The organism is Helcobacillus massiliensis (assembly GCF_033106145.1).
GTDB lineage: Bacteria > Actinomycetota > Actinomycetes > Actinomycetales > Dermabacteraceae > Helcobacillus > Helcobacillus massiliensis.
Window position 1 is genome coordinate 2476374 of the sequence record NZ_CP136959.1, and the last position, 16141, is coordinate 2492514.

Annotated in this window: 16 protein-coding genes; 7 read left to right on the plus strand and 9 right to left on the minus strand. The window is 70.2% G+C overall.

Annotated features, from left to right (window positions below; genetic code table 11):
• Positions 1-43: 43 nt before the first annotated feature.
• Entirely contained in the window at positions 44-502 is a 459-nt protein-coding gene (locus R3I40_RS11195) for a SufE family protein (RefSeq protein ID WP_259922455.1), read from the minus strand.
• Positions 502-1422, minus strand: coding sequence for a sulfurtransferase (locus R3I40_RS11200; protein ID WP_183377301.1), 921 nt, complete (start codon positions 1420-1422; stop codon positions 502-504). The genes R3I40_RS11195 and R3I40_RS11200 overlap by 1 nt, the downstream gene beginning before the upstream one ends.
• On the opposite strand from R3I40_RS11200, the gene R3I40_RS11205 reads away from it, so the two are divergent.
• Entirely contained in the window at positions 1421-1570 is a 150-nt protein-coding gene (locus R3I40_RS11205; protein WP_239376818.1) for a hypothetical protein, read from the plus strand. The two genes, R3I40_RS11200 and R3I40_RS11205, sit on opposite strands and share 2 nt — an antisense overlap.
• 61 nt (positions 1571-1631) lie before the next feature.
• Here the strand turns inward: R3I40_RS11205 and R3I40_RS11210 are convergent, their stop codons facing one another.
• The 5 genes from R3I40_RS11210 to R3I40_RS11230 form a co-directional block, all read right to left on the minus strand.
• Positions 1632-2687, minus strand: a complete 1056-nt coding sequence (locus R3I40_RS11210) for an SPFH domain-containing protein (protein ID WP_259922458.1) — start codon at positions 2685-2687, stop codon at positions 1632-1634.
• 12 nt (positions 2688-2699) lie between these two features.
• A complete protein-coding gene (locus R3I40_RS11215; protein ID WP_285261958.1) occupies positions 2700-3197 on the minus strand; it encodes a glutathione peroxidase in 498 nt (165 codons plus the stop codon).
• Between the two features lie 36 nt (positions 3198-3233).
• Positions 3234-4205, minus strand: a complete 972-nt coding sequence (locus R3I40_RS11220) for a PfkB family carbohydrate kinase (protein ID WP_285261957.1) — start codon at positions 4203-4205, stop codon at positions 3234-3236.
• The gene (locus R3I40_RS11225) at positions 4202-6193 is read right to left on the minus strand and encodes an oxidoreductase (protein WP_285261956.1); all 1992 of its coding nucleotides are present in this window, start codon (positions 6191-6193) and stop codon (positions 4202-4204) included. Before R3I40_RS11225 ends, R3I40_RS11220 begins: the two co-directional genes overlap by 4 nt.
• Before the next feature lie 74 nt (positions 6194-6267).
• The gene (locus R3I40_RS11230) at positions 6268-7782 is read right to left on the minus strand and encodes a SulP family inorganic anion transporter (protein WP_285261955.1); all 1515 of its coding nucleotides are present in this window, start codon (positions 7780-7782) and stop codon (positions 6268-6270) included.
• 84 nt (positions 7783-7866) lie between these two features.
• Between R3I40_RS11230 and R3I40_RS11235 the strand changes: the two genes are divergently transcribed.
• Complete coding sequence (locus R3I40_RS11235; RefSeq protein WP_259922463.1) at positions 7867-8376, plus strand: SRPBCC family protein; 510 nt, start codon at positions 7867-7869, stop codon at positions 8374-8376.
• On the plus strand, positions 8373-9194 hold the full coding sequence (locus tag R3I40_RS11240; RefSeq protein ID WP_239376197.1) for an HAD family hydrolase: 822 nt from the start codon (positions 8373-8375) through the stop codon (positions 9192-9194). Before R3I40_RS11235 ends, R3I40_RS11240 begins: the two co-directional genes overlap by 4 nt.
• Positions 9195-9324: 130 nt before the next feature.
• On the opposite strand, the gene R3I40_RS11245 is transcribed toward R3I40_RS11240, so the two are convergent.
• Positions 9325-10464 (minus strand): EamA family transporter, encoded by a 1140-nt coding sequence (locus R3I40_RS11245; protein WP_285261954.1) that lies wholly within the window; start codon positions 10462-10464, stop codon positions 9325-9327.
• Between the two features lie 43 nt (positions 10465-10507).
• Between R3I40_RS11245 and R3I40_RS11250 the strand changes: the two genes are divergently transcribed.
• The 4 genes from R3I40_RS11250 (at position 10508) to R3I40_RS11265 (ending at position 14219) form a co-directional block, all read left to right on the plus strand.
• The gene (locus R3I40_RS11250) at positions 10508-11365 is read left to right on the plus strand and encodes a sulfurtransferase (RefSeq protein ID WP_239376195.1); all 858 of its coding nucleotides are present in this window, start codon (positions 10508-10510) and stop codon (positions 11363-11365) included.
• Positions 11362-12093, plus strand: coding sequence for a hypothetical protein (locus R3I40_RS11255; protein ID WP_285261953.1), 732 nt, complete (start codon positions 11362-11364; stop codon positions 12091-12093). The genes R3I40_RS11250 and R3I40_RS11255 overlap by 4 nt, the downstream gene beginning before the upstream one ends.
• Positions 12094-12149: 56 nt before the next feature.
• A complete protein-coding gene (locus R3I40_RS11260) occupies positions 12150-13208 on the plus strand; it encodes a zinc-binding alcohol dehydrogenase family protein (protein ID WP_239376192.1) in 1059 nt (352 codons plus the stop codon).
• 69 nt (positions 13209-13277) lie between these two features.
• Positions 13278-14219 carry an NAD(P)-dependent oxidoreductase gene (locus tag R3I40_RS11265; protein WP_285261952.1) on the plus strand — a complete coding sequence of 314 codons (942 nt, stop codon included), beginning with the start codon at positions 13278-13280 and terminating at the stop codon, positions 14217-14219.
• Positions 14220-14226: 7 nt separating this feature from the next.
• On the opposite strand, the gene R3I40_RS11270 is transcribed toward R3I40_RS11265, so the two are convergent.
• Complete coding sequence (locus R3I40_RS11270) at positions 14227-16059, minus strand: BCCT family transporter (RefSeq protein ID WP_183377288.1); 1833 nt, start codon at positions 16057-16059, stop codon at positions 14227-14229.
• Positions 16060-16141 lie beyond the last annotated feature (82 nt).

The following is a 16141-nucleotide window of genomic DNA, read 5'->3' on the forward strand; positions in this document are numbered from 1 at the left end:
CCCGGCGGTCCGTCCTGCCGGGGCCGACGGGGCAGCCGTCTGCTCAGGCCTCCTCGGGGCCGATCTCCGCCTTCTCCCGCAGCTGCCGCTTGATCCGCGCCAGCATGCCGGCCATGCCGCGCAGGCGCAGCGCCGAGACGACCTCCGCGAGGCCCATCCGTTCGGTGACGTCGTTCGGAACGTCGAGGATCTCCCCGACGCTCAGGCCGTCGAGGCCCTCCGCGAGGATGCCGGCGAAGCCGCGCGTGGTCGGCGCCTCCGGCGGGGCGGAGAAGAACAGGTGCGCCTCGGCGTCGCGGCCCGTGCCCTCCACCTCGGTGATGAGGAAGATCGGCGACTGGCATTCCGGCACCGGTTCCAGCAGCTCCGGGTGGTCGGCGTAGCGCTCGGGCAGCTCGGGTAGGTCGTCGGAGAACTCCAGCAGCAGCTGCAGGCGGTTGTCGCCGGACAGTTCGGTGAAGTCGTCGGCGATCTCCTGCAGGGCGGCGGGGACGGCGGACATCAGCGGCCCTCCCCGGCGGTGAGGCCGACGGGTGCCTCGCCCGGCTCCTCGCCCTGGGCGACGGGCACGCGCACGGTGTTGCCCCACTCGGTCCAGGAGCCGTCGTAGTTGCGGACATTGTCGAAGCCGAGCAGGTAGGTGAGGACGAACCAGGTGTGGCTGGAGCGCTCACCGATGCGGCAGTACGCGATCACCGGCTCGCTGGAGTCGAACGACAGCTCGTCGACGTAGATCGCCTCCAGTTCCTTACGGGACTTGAACGTCTCGTCGTCGTTCGCGGCGCGCGCCCACGGCACGGACTTCGCGGTGGGGATGTGGCCGCCGCGCAGGGTGCCCTCCTGCGGGTAGTCCGGCATGTGGGTGCGTTCGCCCGTGTACTCCTGCGGGGAGCGGACGTCTACGAGCTGGCCGCCGAGGAAGCCGAGCACGTCGTCCTTGTAGGCGCGGATGGGGGCGTCCTGGCGCTCCACCACCGGGTAGTCGGTGCGCTCACGCTGCGGCTTCTCACGGGTCATCTCGCGGCCCTCGGCCTGCCACTTGGCGCGGCCGCCGTCGAGGAGGCGCACGTCCTCGTGGCCGAACAGTTCGAACACCCAGAGGGCGTAGGCGGCCCACCAGTTGGACTTGTCGCCGTACACCACGATGGTGTCGTCGCGGCTGATGCCCTTGGCGCTCATCAGTTCGGCGAACTCCTCGCCGCCCACGTAGTCGCGGGTGACGGGGTCGTTGAGGTCGAGGTGCCAGTCGACCTTCACTGCGCCGGCGATATGGCCGACGTCGTACAGCAGCACGTCCTCGTCGCTCTCCACCACAACGAGGCCGTCGGCTCCGAGGTTGTCGGCGAGCCAGTCCGTGGTGACGAGCTTCTCGGGGTGGGCGTAGTCCTGGAGCTTCGGTGCCGGATCGGCGGGGATGGTCATGAAGAAACGGTCCTCCAAACGCGGGGTCGGTTGTGCTCCGATTGTCTCACCCGTCGGCGGCGCCAGCGCCCAGCTCGCCGCCGCGATGAACCTGGTGCTGGACGCACAGGACCGCGCCCTGCTCGAGGTTCTGCTGCCGCAGACCTGAGCGCGAGCGCGGTCCGGATGGTGGGGCGGTCCCGGCGGGGCCGCCCCTCAGCTGATGGGGGTCAGCCCTGGTCGGAGCCGGCCGACGGGTGCTCCCACGGCTGCTGCGGCGCCGCCTGGTAGCCCTCGGGCTGAGAGGGCTGCTGGCGCTTCGGCTGGGCGCGGCGCAGGCGGGTCGCGGCGGAGTCGGCGTCGTCGTCGGCCTTCTGCGCGGCCTGCGACTGCAGCATGGCGTTGCGGATCTCGTCGCCCATGGCGCTGACGGAGCCGGGGTTGGACGGCAGGTACAGCACGTTGGAGCGGCCGTTGCGGGCCACGTCCTGCATGGTGTCGAAGTACTGGGTCATCAGCAGCAGCTGCTCAGCGGACTGTTCGATGCCCACGCGCTTGAGCATCTCGTACTGCTCGGCGATGCCCAGCGCGATGGCCTTGCGCTGTGCGGCCACACCCTCACCCTGGAGGCGCTTGGACTCGGCCTCGGCCTCAGCCTGGGTGACGCGCTTGATCTTGTCGGCCTCGGCGAGGGACTGCGCTGCCACGCGGTCGCGCTGCGCGGCGTTGATGGAGTTCATCGAGTCGCGCACGCGCGGATCCGGGGAGATGTCCGTGACGAGGGTGTTGACGATGTTGAAGCCGAAGTCGGCCATCTGCGAGGACAGGGTGTTCTCCACGCCGCGGGCGATGTCGTCCTTCGATTCGAACGCGGCGTCCAGCTCCAGGGTGGAGAGGGCGGAGCGGACGGTGTCGAACACGTAGGAGCGGATCTGCGCCTCCGGGTTGGACAGCCGGTAGTAGGCGTCCACCACGGACTCCTCGCGGATCACGTACTGAACGGCGACCGGGACGGTCACGAACACGTTGTCCTTGGTCTTGGACTCGATGTTCACTTCGAGCTGCTGGATGCGCAGGGAGATCGGCGGGGTGAGGGTGTCGCGGAACGGCACCTTCATGTTGAGGCCCGGCTTCGCAACGCGGCGGAAGCGGCCGAAGCTCTCCACGATCACGTTCTCCTGCGTGCGGACGGTGAAGAAGATCGACGAGCGGAGCCCGCCGAACAGCGCGAAGACGATCGCGATGAGGATGACGATCGGGATCAGGATCGCGATGAGCACCTCCATGGTGTCCCCTTTCTACTGGTCGGTGATGAGAGTGTCGATGCGGCGCGCGATCCGCGCCGGTGCGATGGGCGGCCCGAAGCGGTCCACTACGTGGCCGTCGCGGTCGATGAGGAACTTCGTGAAGTTCCAGGCGATCCGTCCGCCTGCGATGCCGGGCTTCGACGCCTTCAGCCACTGGTACAGCGGGTGCGCACCGGGTCCGTTGACCTCGATCTTCGAGAACATCGGGAAGTCCACGGAGAAGTTCGTGGAGCAGAACTCGGCGATCTCCTCATCGGAGCCGGGCTCCTGGTGGCCGAACTGGTCGCAGGGGAAGCCGAGGACGCTGAAGCCGCGGTCCGAGTACTCGTCCTGCAGCTGCTGCAGGCCCGCGTACTGCTTGGTGAAGCCGCATTCGCTGGCGGTGTTGACGATGAGGAGGACCTGACCGGCGAAGTCGGCGAGGCTGCGCTCCTGCCCGTCGATGCTGAGCGCGCTGAAGTCACGGATCGAGCGTGGGGTCTCAGTCATCGGGCCCTTCTCCGCTGGTGGCGTGCATCAACGGCGTCAGTCTATCGACGACCGCGGCGGATCCGAAGCGAGGAAGGCGGAGACTTCTTCCCGTGCGGGCACGGACGCCGGACCGAGCCGCGTCACCTTGAGCGCCGCCCCGGCGTTGGCGCGCTCCGCCGCAGCCGCCCAGTCGCTGCCCAGTGCCCGTTCGGCGAGCAGGATGCCGGTGTGGGTGTCGCCGGCGCCGTTGGTGTCCACCGGGGTCTGCGGGAACCCCGCCACGTCGACAGTCGCACCGCCGGCGAGGACGGTGCAGCCCTTCTCGCCGTCGCGGACGATCACCACGTCACCGGCGATCAGATCGCGGATCGCGTGCAGGTCATCGGCGGCGCCCACGAGGCCCTCCGCTTCGTCGGCGTTCGAGGTCCAGACCGTGGTCAGGCGCAGCATCCGTCGGCGCAGCTCCTCATCGAAGTCGGCGAACGGGGCGCCGGGGTCCAGCACGATCTCCACCCCGCTCGGCAGCGACTCGAGGAACTCCAGGAGGGGCTCGCGGGTGGGGTCGAACAGGCTGTAGCCGCTGACGCACACGAGGTCGCCCGGCTCCGGGGCGAGGGCGGCGAGGGAGGCAGCGGTGATGCGGCGCTCCGCCCCATAGGTGGTGACGAAGGTGCGCTCCCCGGACGGCTCCACGAACACGAAGCACGGGCCGGTGTCCTCATCGGGAACGGGGTCGGCGGACAGGCGGATCCCGTCGGCCGCGAGGGCGGCGCGGATCAGGTCGCCGTTGGGGCCGGTGCCATGGGCGCCACCGTGAACAGCGGTCGCGCCGGTGCGGGCGGCGGCCACGAGGATGGTGACGGCGCCGCCGGCGGCGTACTGCGGCATGGCGGTGGCGTTGGCGTTCTGGCCGCGGCGCGGCAGGTGCGGCACGGGGATGGTGACGTCCACGAGCGCCTGCGCGGTGTGCAGGACACGGGCGGGGCGCTCGGTCGGCTGGGGGCGGGCGGTGGTGCCGGTGCTCATGCGGCGAGTGTAGTGCGCACCCACGCGTCGGCGTCCCGGATCGCGCGCTCCAGGTCCAGGCCCTCGGCCTTCCGAGCCCCGCCGATCACTTCGGCGCCGATCGCCTCAGCGCCGATCGCTTCACCGAGTGCGCCGACGCGGTCCGCGGCCTCCTGCCCGGCGCACAGCACCACGGTGTCCACATCCAGCACCTGCTCGGCGCCGTCGCGATCGGTGAAGGAGAACCCGTCGGCCCCCACAGCGCCGTAGGTGACGCCCGTGTGGCCGATGACGCCGCCGCGCCTGAGGGCGGCGCGGTGGATCCACCCGGTGGTGGCGCCGAGGCGTGACCCGATCTTGTGGGCGGACCGCTGCAGCAGGTGGACCTCGTCGGCGCGCTCGGCGAGCAGCTGCGCGACGTCCACGCCGATCCCGCCGCCGCCCACGATCGCGACCCGGCCTCCGACGGGTGCCCCCGCGAACACGTCTGCGTAGGTGATGACGTCCGGGCCGGCATCGGGGTGGACGGGGATCTGGGGGTCGCGCGGCCGCACCCCGATCGCCAGCGCCACGCGGTCCGCGCCGACGCCCGCGATGTCCTCGGCGGTGAATCGGCGGCCGAGGCGGACGTTCACGCGGCCGCGGGCCAGGCGCTCCCGCCAGGAGTCCAGCAGCAGTGAGTAGTCCTCCTTGCCGGGGATGCGCGCCGCCCACGCGAGCTGCCCGCCGATCTCGGCGGAGGAGTCCACGAGGGTGACCTCGTGTCCGGCCTCCGCTGCGAGGCACGCGGTCTCCAGGCCCGCCGGGCCCGCCCCCACCACGAGGATCCGCTGCGCCTGGGCGGCGCGCGGCATGATCGGCAGCTGCAGTTCGCGGCCGGCGCGCGGGTTCACCACGCAGCCGGCGGGGCGGCCGGTGAAGATGCGGTCCAGGCACGCCTGGTTGCAGGAGATGCACGGCGTGACGACCGGGGAGTCGGCGGGTGCGGACTCGTCGCGCGGGCCGCCGGGCGCGTCGGCCTGCGCGCGCCATTTCTGCACCAGTCGGGCGTCGGCGAGGAACGGGCGCGCCAGCATCACCCCTTCCACCCCGGTTGCGGCGATGGCGCGCTCAGCATCGGCAAGGGTGTGCAGGCGGTTCGAGGCGATCACCGGCACCGCGCCGTCGATCGCCGCCGCGAGGTCCGCCGCCAGCGGTGCGAACTGCCCGCGCGGCACGCATGTCGCGATCGTCGGCACCCGCGACTCGTGCCAGCCGATCCCGGACATCAGCAGGTCCGCGCCGGCCTCCACCACGCCTCGCGCGAGGGCGTGGATGTCGTGGGTCTCCTGGGCGCCGGGTACGAGGTCCGCGAGCGAGATCCGGTACGACAGCAGCGGCTCAGGCCCGATCGATGCGCGCACCCGTCGGACCACTTCCAACGCGAACCGCCGGCGGGCCTCGGCGCTGCCGCCCCACGCATCGTCGCGGCGGTTCGTGGCGGGCGCGAGGAACTGGTTGATCAGGTAGCCCTCGGACCCCATCACCTCGACGCCGTCGTAGCCCGCCTCGATCGCGAGGGCGGCGGCGCGGCCGAAGTCCTCGATGGTCTGCTCCACCTCGGCCGCGGTGAGGGCGCGGACGGGCGCGGGGCTGATGGGGGAGTCCACGGCCGACGGGCCCACCGGCTCACCGTGCGCGGCGTACCGCCCGGCGTGCAGGAGCTGCAGGACGATCCGGGCCTCCGGGTTCGCGGCGTGCACCGCGTCGGTGACGGTGCGGTGCTGGGGGAGCTGGTCCGCTGAGTCGAGCCGGGCACCGCCGGATGTGAGGGCACCGGCGGCGTTGGGGGAGATGCCGCCGGTGACGATGAGGCCAGCGCCGCCAGCGGCGCGCTCCGCATAGAACGCCGCCAGGGCTGGAGCGCCGCGGGGATCGTCCTCGAAGCCGAGGTGCATGGATCCCATGACGATGCGGTGCGGCAGACGGGTGCGGCCCGCCTGCAGCGGTGCGAAGAGATCGGAAGACATACCGCGAGTTTAGTGGTACTGCCAGTATTGGGTAATGGTTTCGGGGAATCGGGCCGAGGCGGCACCCGTCGGCGTCAGGAGGACAGCCTGCTCAGACGCACCCGCATCCGCCGACTCACCTGATTCAGGCCCGCCACCTGCGCGGTGATCCCCGCCCTCCGGTACTTCTCGATCACCGAATCCAGCGCCGCGACAGTCGACGCATCCCAGATATGCGCCTCCGACATGTCGATCACGACCGACGCCGGATCCCGCGCGTACTCGAACTGCGCGAACAGGTCGTTCGAGGAGGCGAAGAACAGCTCCCCGCGCACGGAGTACCGCACCTCCCGCTCCGACACCTCCTCGCGCTCCAACGTCACCACATGCGCCACCCGGCGGACGAACAGGATGCACGCCAGCACGATCCCGGCGCCCACACCGATCGCCAGATTGCTCGTGACCACCGTCGCCGCGACGGTCACCAGCATGACCGCCAGCTCGCTGCGCGGCATCATCCGCAGAGTCCGCGGCGCCACCGAATGCCAGTCGAACGTCGTCACCGCGACGACCACCATCACCGCCACCAGTGCCACCATCGGAATCTCGGCCACCACACCGCCCAGCGACACCGTCAGCACCAGCAGGAACACCCCGGCCAGTGCAGTTGAGATGCGGGTGCGAGCTCCGGAAGCGCGCACATTCACCATCGTCTGCCCGATCATCGCGCAGCCGCCCATGCCGCCGAACAGCCCACCGAGCACCGTCGCTGCACCCAGGCCCCACGATTCACGTGTCTTGTCCGACCCGGTGTCCGTGATGTCATCCACCAGCGTCGCCGTCAGCAGGGTCTCCAGCAGGCCCACGAAAGCCACCCCCACCGCGTACGGCAGGATGACCCGAAGCGTCTCCAGGTCGAACGGCACGTCCGGGATCAGCAGCTGCGGCAGCGAATCCGGCAGCGCGCCCTTGTCACCCACGGTCGGCACATGGGTCAGCCCCATCCCCACCGTCACCAGCGTCAGCACCACCACCGTCACCAGCGGCGCCGGCACCGACCGGGTCAGCCGCGGCAGCAGCACCATGATCGCCAGTCCCGCAGCCAGCAGCGGATACACCACCCACGTCACGCCGATCAGCTCATGCATCTGCGCCATGAAGATCAGGATCGCGAGCGCATTCACGAAGCCCACCATCACCTGGCGGGGGATGAACCGCATCAGCTGCGCCATCCCGAACAGGCCCATCACGATCTGCAGAACGCCCGCCAGCAGGATCGTCGCAATCAGGTACTGGACACCGTGCTCCCGCACCAGCGGCGCGATCACCAGCGCCACCGACCCCGCCGCGGCCGTGATCATCGCCGGCCGGCCGCCCAGAACAGCGATCGCAACCGCCATCACGAACGAGGTGAACAGTCCCATCCGCGGATCCACCCCCGCGATGATGGAGAACGAGATGACCTCCGGGATCAGTGCCAGCGCCGTCACCAGGCCACCCACCACCTCCACCAGCAGCATGCGCGGACTGCGCACAGCCCGCACCCACGACTGACGCTGCTCAGGGGTGAGGGAGGGCGCCTGCGGCGCGGGGACGGAAGCAGTGGACACGCAGAATCCTCCAGAGCTCGAGGGATCGGCCGACGGGAGCAGTCCACCTTATCGGCGGCAGCGACCTGCCGTAGGGTGAGATGCATGACGGACAACGCCCTGACGCCGATCGCAGCCACCGCCGACATCGCCGCCGACCCCGCCACCATCTTCGAGCTCATCGCCGACCCCGCCCAGCAGCCCACCTGGGACGGCAACGACAACCTCGCCGAGGCAGGCGTCGGCCAGCGCATCACCGCCGACGGCCAGGCCTTCACCATGCGCCTCACCACCGGGGCCGACCGCGAGAACCGCATCACCGCGTTCGAGGAGGGGCGCCTCATCGAATGGGCGCCCGGCGAAGTCGGCGGGGAACCGTTCGGGCAGCGCTGGCGGTGGGAGCTCACCCCGATCCTGGACGCCGACGGGCGTGAGAGCGCCACCCGGGTCACCCACACCTACGATCCGACCCGCCTCGATCCCGCCACCTCCGCGGAGCGTCGGCTCCGCCGCGCCGCCGCCACCACCGAGGAGATGCTCGCCGCCTCCATCGCGCGGCTGCGCCGCGTCGCCGAAGGCGCAGGCTCCGCTGACCAGGGCACGGGCGGCGAATGACCCGCCTGAGCGCGGACGTGCCCCGGCCCGCCGCCATCGCCACCGACCTCGACGGCACCCTCCTGCGCGCCGACGGCACCGTCTCCGACCGCACCCGCGACGCCTTCCACGCCGCCTGGGACCACGGTCTCCACACCGTCCTCGTCACCGCCCGGCCGCCCCGCTGGGTGGACCGCCTCGCCGACCTCGCCGGCAGTCACGGCACCATCTACTGCGCCAACGGCGCCTTCACCTACGACCCGAACAGCGGCACCGTCACCGAGAACTTCGGCTTCGAACCCGACCTGCTGCAGTCCATCATTCAGGACCTCTCCACCGTGGACGGCATCGCCATGAGCGCCGAACTGCCCTCCGGTTTCTGGCGCCAGGCGGCCTACCCCTCCACTCCGCCCGACGGGCAGACCGACGAGGACGGCGGCATCGTCGCGCCGCTGGAGGACATCACCGAGGTCGCCGGCAAGCTCCTCGCCCGCTGCGACCGCCTCGACCCCGCCGCGTTCCACCGCCGCATTGAGGAGCTCGTGGGGGACCGGGCCGCGCTGCACGTCTCCACGTCCGACGGCCTCGCCGAACTCGCCCCGCTCGGCGTCAGCAAATCCGAAGCGCTCGGCCGCTTCGTGCGGGTCATGGAGATGACAGCCTCGGACGTGTGGGCGTTCGGCGACATGCCCAACGACATCCCCATGCTCACCTGGGCCGGGATGGGCATCGCCGTGGCGAACGCCCACCCCGATGTCCTCGCCGTGGCCGATGGAGTCACGGCGTCCAACGATGAGGACGGCGTGGCGCAGGCGATCGAGCAGGTGCTGCGCGGCTGAGCCGCGACCCATGACCTCGCGCCGGACCAGGCCGTGGCCGGGCCAGGGCCGGGCCGGGCGCAGGAGCGAGATGTGCAAAAAACGACCGAAATCCGCCTTCTGGCCCGGTTCTGCGGCTGGCAGGGCGGTTTCACTCCATGATCTGCACACCCCGGCCGGGCTCCGGCCCCCACTCGGCGGGGGAGTCGTCCACCATCTCCGGCGGGAGGCTGAACTCGCCGGTCGGCAGGCGGCCGCCGCTCACCTCGCCCGCGAGCGGCTCGGTGCTGGCGCCCGCGGCGGGCTGTGCAGCCCGGGCGGCTCTCGCAGCCCGCTCCTCGCGACGACGGGCGCGCCGCTCCGCCCGCGTCTCCGGCGTGCCCGCACGTGCAGCGCGCACATCGCCCCACTTCACCAGGGCAATGCCGATCAGGATGAACACACCGCCCACAAGCTGGATCGACGTCGGCAGCTCACCCAGCACGAACCACGCGGCGAGCGCCGCCAGCGGCACCTCCACCAGATTCACGAACGCGCCCACCGTTGCGCCCACGAGGCGCAGGCCGAGGATGCCGAACCCGTACGCGCCGATCGTGAACAGCACGAGCATCGCGAGCGGCCACAGCCAGCTCATGGTGCGGCCCGCGAACACCACATCAGCCGTGCGGAACACCGCCGGCATAACCCCCAGCAGGTTCAGCGCCGCGATCACCACCGCGCCGATCGTCATCCCCAGTCCCGTGAACGCGAACGGCGGCAGGCTGATGCTCGACTGAGACGACACGAGGAAGTAGATGGCGAGGCACACCGCGGCGAGCAGCGCCATCACCACACCGAACCCGGTCAGGTGCGCCCCGCGGAAGTCCAGCACCAGCACCACACCGGCCATGGACACGATCACGCCGAGGAACGTCAGCGCCACCGGCCGCACCTTGGTGGCGGCCCACAGGTAGAAGACGATCATGATCGGCGCGGTCATCTCCAGCAGCAGCGCGACCGTCACGGTCAGCTCCTGCACCGCCACGAAGTAGAACCCCTGGCAGCCCGCCATCGCGGCGAGGCCGTAGATGAGGACGGTGCGCCAATGCTCGCGGACCTCGCCCCACCGGCCCCGCATCTGCCACAGGGTCGGCGCCGCGAGGAGGAGGGATGCGCCGGTGAGGCGCACGAACGCGACCGACCCGGGGGTCCAGCCGGTGGCGTACATCGTCTTGGCGACCGCTCCGGACACGGCGAAGAAGAACGCGGACGCGAGCGTGAACGCGAAACCGAGGACGACCTGTCGTGACATGGGCCAAGTACACCAGACTTCCGGACCGGGGTAGCCTGACACGGTGAATTCTGAAACCGCTCTGCCGCCGATCGTGTCGGCCGGTGACGTCCCGGCTGCTGGTGACGGCGTCGTCATCGCCGACGTCCGCTGGTCCCTCGGCGGCCCGAAGGACGCTGCGACGTTCCGTGAGGAGTACGCCACCGGGCATATTCCCGGAGCGGTCTTCGTGGACCTCGATGACGACCTCAGCGACCACTCCGTCACCGGCGCCGGCCGCCACCCCCTGCCGAGGGAGGACGACTTCGCCGCCACCCGCGCCCGCCTCGGCATCGGCACCGACACCCGCGTCTACGCGTACGGCACCGACGACCCGGCCGGTGCCGCCCGCCTCGTTCTCATGCTCCGCTTCTCCGGCATCGCCGCCGCCCTCATCGACGGCGGCCTGCCCGCCTACCGCGCCGCCCACCCGGACGTGCCGATGGAGCCCGGCCACAACGACCCGACCCCGGTGGAGACGGTGGAGGAGCCGCTGGTGCGCCTGGTGTCCATCGACGAGGTCGCCTACGCCGCCCACTCCCGCAGCGCCCTGCTGGTGGACGCCCGCGCGCCGGAGCGCTTCCGCGGCGACGTGGAACCGGTGGACCCGCGCGCCGGCCACATCCCCACCGCCGTCAACGTCCCGTACGCCGCGCACCTGCAGGCCGACGGGACCTTCCGCAGCCCGGAGCAGATCCGCCGCACGTTCGAGGACGCGGGCGCGACGGGGGAGCGCATCGTCATCAACTACTGCGGCTCCGGTGTGAGCGCCTGCGTGAACGTCCTCGCGATGGAGCACGCGGGCCTGCGCCACGGCTACCTGTTCCCCGGATCGTTCTCCGAATGGTCCGCTGACCCCCAACGTGAAGTGGAGACCCGATGAAGCGCCGAATCCTCGCCCTTGCGGCCGGCGTCCTCGCCCTCAGCAGCTGCGGCATGGTGGACGCCGTCCGCAGCGACAGCCCCGACACCGCGAACTCCAACCCGGCGTTCGAGGCCACCGAGTCGCCCGCCGCCGGCGGTAAGGACGCCACGGACAGCAGCGACGCACCGGCCGACGGAGCCTCCGAGTCGCCCAGTGCCGACGCGCCCGACGGGGCCTCCCCGTCGCCGAGCGCCGACTCCACTGACGGCTCCGGGCCGAGCGATTCGGCGTCCCCGTCGGCCTCCGAGCAGCCGACGCGGGACCGCATCATCCTGCCCGCTGAGGCGTACCGCGGCGCCGGGGGCGACGTGCCCGCGTCCGCGAAGCCGATGACGAACGTCGAGGGTGATGACCCCGCGCTGCAGATCGCGCGGGTGCGCGCCCCCTCCGGCAACATCTGGTGCGATATCGACCCGAGGACCGGCGCCGTGTGCACCGTCAAGGAGATCACCGGGAAGGCGCCGAACCAGAGCATCGTGATCAAGCCCGGCGGTGAGCCCGAGTTCACCGACTCCGGCGCCGTCACCAACGATGACGCCGCGGTGGCTGCGCAGGAGATGCCGTACGGCACGCAGGCGAGCCATGGTGAGTTCGTGTGCGCGTCGGAGACGAACGGCATGACCTGCTGGTCCACGAAGTCCGGTCACGGCGTGTTCCTCAACCGGGACGGCATCAAGACCTTCTGACCGGGGCCGACGCTGTTCCTGGACGCATGCCCAGGGATGTCGGAGAGGATGAGGACATGACTTCCATGACTGTTCTCCACGGCGAATCGTTCCTGAGCCACCGCGCCATCGGATGCACCGACAACCTGCCGGTCGAGGACGATGCGGCGCTGGTCGAACAGGACATGCCCACCGCGGACCCCGTCGGCCGCGACCTCCTGGTGGAGGTGCGCGCGGTCTCGGTCAACCCCATCGACGTCAAGCAGCGCCGCAGCGCTCCGACCGACGGCTTCCGCGTCCTCGGCTTCGATGCCGCCGGAGTGGTCCGCGCCGTCGGCGGCGATGCCCGCCTGTTCGAGGTGGGCGACGAGGTCATGTACGCCGGACAGCTCAACCGCGACGGCTCCAACCAGAAGCTGCAGCTGGTGGACGAGCGCATCGTGGGCCGCGCCCCGAAGGACCTCTCCTGGGCGGAGCGCGCGGCCCTGCCGCTGACCAGCCTCACCGCGTTCGAAGCGCTCACCGACAGTCTCGGCCTCACGGAGGAGTCGGAGGGCACCATCCTCGTCAACGGCGCCACCGGCGGTGTCGGCACCGCGATGCTGCAGCTGCTGGAGGCGCTGTTCCCCACGGTCACGGTGATTGCGACCGCGTCCAGTGCTGAGAAGGCGGACCTCGTGCGCTCCCTCGGCGCGGAACACACCGTGGACCACACCGGCGACCTGGCCGAACAGGTCCTCCAGGTCGCCCCGGGCGGCGTGGACTGGATGTTCACCTCGAAGTCCGGGGGCCGCGGCAACGTGTTCGCGGACCTGATGAAGCCGCGCGGCCACATCGTCGCGATCGATGAGATCGAAGACGTCACCGACCTCATGGCGCTGAAGTCGAAGGCGATCACATGGCATTGGGAGTCAATGTTCGTGCGGCCCCTGTTCCAGACGGATCAGGAGATCACCCGTCAGCACGAGATCCTCGAACAGGTGGCGGACCTCGCCGACGAGGGCCGCATCCGCCCCGTGATGGAGGATGTTCTGCGCCCCATCAGCGCGCAGACCCTGCGGGAGGCGCACCGCCGCGTCGAATCCGGCCGCACCGTCGGCAAGATCGCCCTCGAGGGCTGGGAGCGGGACGAGTAGGACTGGGCGCGAGACGAGCGCCGAGCGCCCTGGGCGGCGGCCGACGGGTTCGTGGCTATGGTGTGAGCCATGACAACAAAAGTTCTGATCCCCGATTCCATCGACCTCGACTTGCCGGACGATGACCGCTGGCAGTTCATCACCACGAAGACCGACGAACCGATCCCGGAGGAGCACCTGGACGCCGAGGTGTACGTCCAGTGGATGCAGCCGCAGAACCTGGTGGAGGACGCCGCGAAGCGACTCACCGACGTGAAGCTGGTGCAGACCTTCATGGCCGGCGTGGACGCCGTGAAGAAGGCCGGCTTCTCCGACGACGTCATCCTCACCAACGGTGTGCACCTGCACGACGCCACCGTCAGCGAGCACACCATCGCGCTCACCCTCTACCTGCTGCGCCGCCTGGACGAATCGGTCCGCCAGCAGGAGAAGAAGAACTGGTCGCGCGAGCTCGGCGAAGGCCAGCCGCTGCACCCCGAGGACCGCGTCACCACCCTGATCGGCGCGAACGTGCTCGTGTGGGGCTTCGGCCAGATCTCCCAGCACCTCGCTCCGATCCTGAAGGCACTGGGCGCGAACGTCACCGGTGTCGCCTCCACGGCGGGGGAGCGCGCCGGCTTCCCCGTCATCGCTACCGAAGACGTCCACGACCACCTCGCCGACACCGACGTGCTCATCTCCGTGCTGCCGGCGAACGACTCCACGAAGGACCTGCTGAACGCGGACGTCTTCGCCGCGCTGCCGAAGCGGGCCGTGGTGGTCAACGTGGGCCGCGGACACGCCCTTAACGAGGACGATCTCCTCCGGGCCCTGGAGTCCGGGGAGATCATGGGTGCCGCCATCGACGTGACCAAGCAGATGCCGCTGCCGGCCGAGTCACCCCTGTGGGGTGCCCCGAACCTGCTGATCACGCCGCACGCGGCGGGTGGCCGCCCCGTCGGCGCTGAGGACCGCCTGCTGGCGAACCTCGAAGCGCTCGACGGGAACGGCGACTTCGTCGGGAAGCGCTGAGGGGCCCTCAGCGGTCCTTGGGAGCCCGCTGGCCCTTCGGGGCCTGTGGGCTCTTCGCGTTCCGGGGAGCCTCGCGGCGCTTGCGCTCCTTCGTCTGCATGGAGGAGGCGCGCAGGGCCTCGTGGTCGAGGGCGCCCTCGTCCGTGGTGATCTCATCGATCACCTGCGTGGTGACGGTGTCGGAGACGGCGCTGACCATTTCGCGCTTGCGTAGCCGCAGCTCGAGGTGCTCCATGTGGTCCACTTCCATGCGCAGGGCCTTGAAGCTGGAGAGCACCATGCCGATCATGACGAACGACCACGGCAGGGCGGCGATGAGGGCGAGTGCCTGCAGGGCGCTCATGCCGGTGTCGTCAGTGCCGGTGGCGGCACCTGCGGCGATCAGGGCACCGGCGATGAGGCCGGAGGAGATCGCCCAGAAGATGCGGGTGATGCGCGGCGGGTTCGGGTTGCCGCCGTGGGCGATCATGTCCATCACGAATGCACCGGAGTCGGCGGAGGTGATGAAGAAGATCGACAGCAGGACGATGGCGATGCCGGCGAGGAGCCCGCCGACGGGCAGGGTGTTCAGCATGTCGAACAGGGCCGTGTCAGCGTTGATGGTTCCGTCGGCCTGCGTGAAGTCCACGCCGTCGAACATTGTCTTGTAGATGGCGGTGCCGCCCATGATCGTGAACCAGAGGATGGTCACGAGGGTGGGCACGAGGAGCACGCCGATGATGAACTCGCGGACGGTGCGGCCGCGGGAGATGCGGGCGATGAACACACCCACGAACGGCGACCAGGACATCCACCAGCCCCAGTAGTTGATGGTCCAGCCGTTCAGCCAGCCGGCGCCGTCCTCACCGTAGAACGGCAGCGTCTGGAACGAGTTGGACAGCAGGCTGGAGAGATAGCCGCCGATGTTGTCCACGAAGTCGCGCAGCAGGAACAGGGTGGGGCCGAGCGCGAGCACGAGGAGGAGGAACACGCCGGCGAGGGCGAGGTTCATGTTGGAGAGGATCTTGATGCCCTTGTCCACACCGGAGGCGGCGGACAGGGTGGCCAGACCCGTGATGACAACGACCAGGATGATCTTCATCGTGGGGGTGCCGTCGAGCAGGCCGAGATGGTCGAGACCGGCGGTGATCTGGTTGACGCCGAAGCCCAGCGACATCGACACACCGAACACGGTGCCGACGATCGCGAGGATGTCCACCAGCTGGCCGATCCACGAGTTCACGTGGCGGCCGAGGAGCGGCTCGAGCGCCCAGCGGATCGTCAGAGGGCGGCCGCGGCGGTGCGCCGCGTAGGCGAGGGCGAGGCCCACCACCACGTAGGTGCCCCAGGCGTGGAAGCCCCAGTGGAGGAACACCTGGTTCATCGCCTCGGTGGCGCGGGCCGGATCGGCGAGGTCCGCGAAGCGCGGTGCGCCGCCGTCCTTCGTGAAGAAGGTGAGCGGCTCAGCGGCGCCCCAGAACACGAGGCCGATGCCCATACCGGCGGCGAACAGCATCGCGAACCAGGAGAACATGCCGTACTCGGGGCGCTCGTCGTCGCCGCCGAGGCGGACGGAGCCGAGGCGGGAGAACGCGATGACGAGGGCCGCGATGACGAAGCCGGTGACGGCGAGGACGTAGTACCAGCCGACGGCGCCGACGAGCTTGTCGTTGATGGTGCCGATGAAGTCGTTGAACTGGTTCGGCAGCAGGAGGGCGAAGCCGACCGAGATCAGGATGACGGCGGCGGCGACGCCGAAGACGACCTTCGCGAGGCCGAAGTTCTCACGGTTCTGGGGATCGGGCGCGGGGGAGGAGTCGACGGGCTCGGTCGCCGTCGATTCGGGAGTGGAGGAAGCCATAGACCTATCTCTCGTGATTGGCATAGTGCCTTTTGAGGCTATGGGGGACCCCCGCGCGTATCAACCCTCTGCCGTCCCGGTC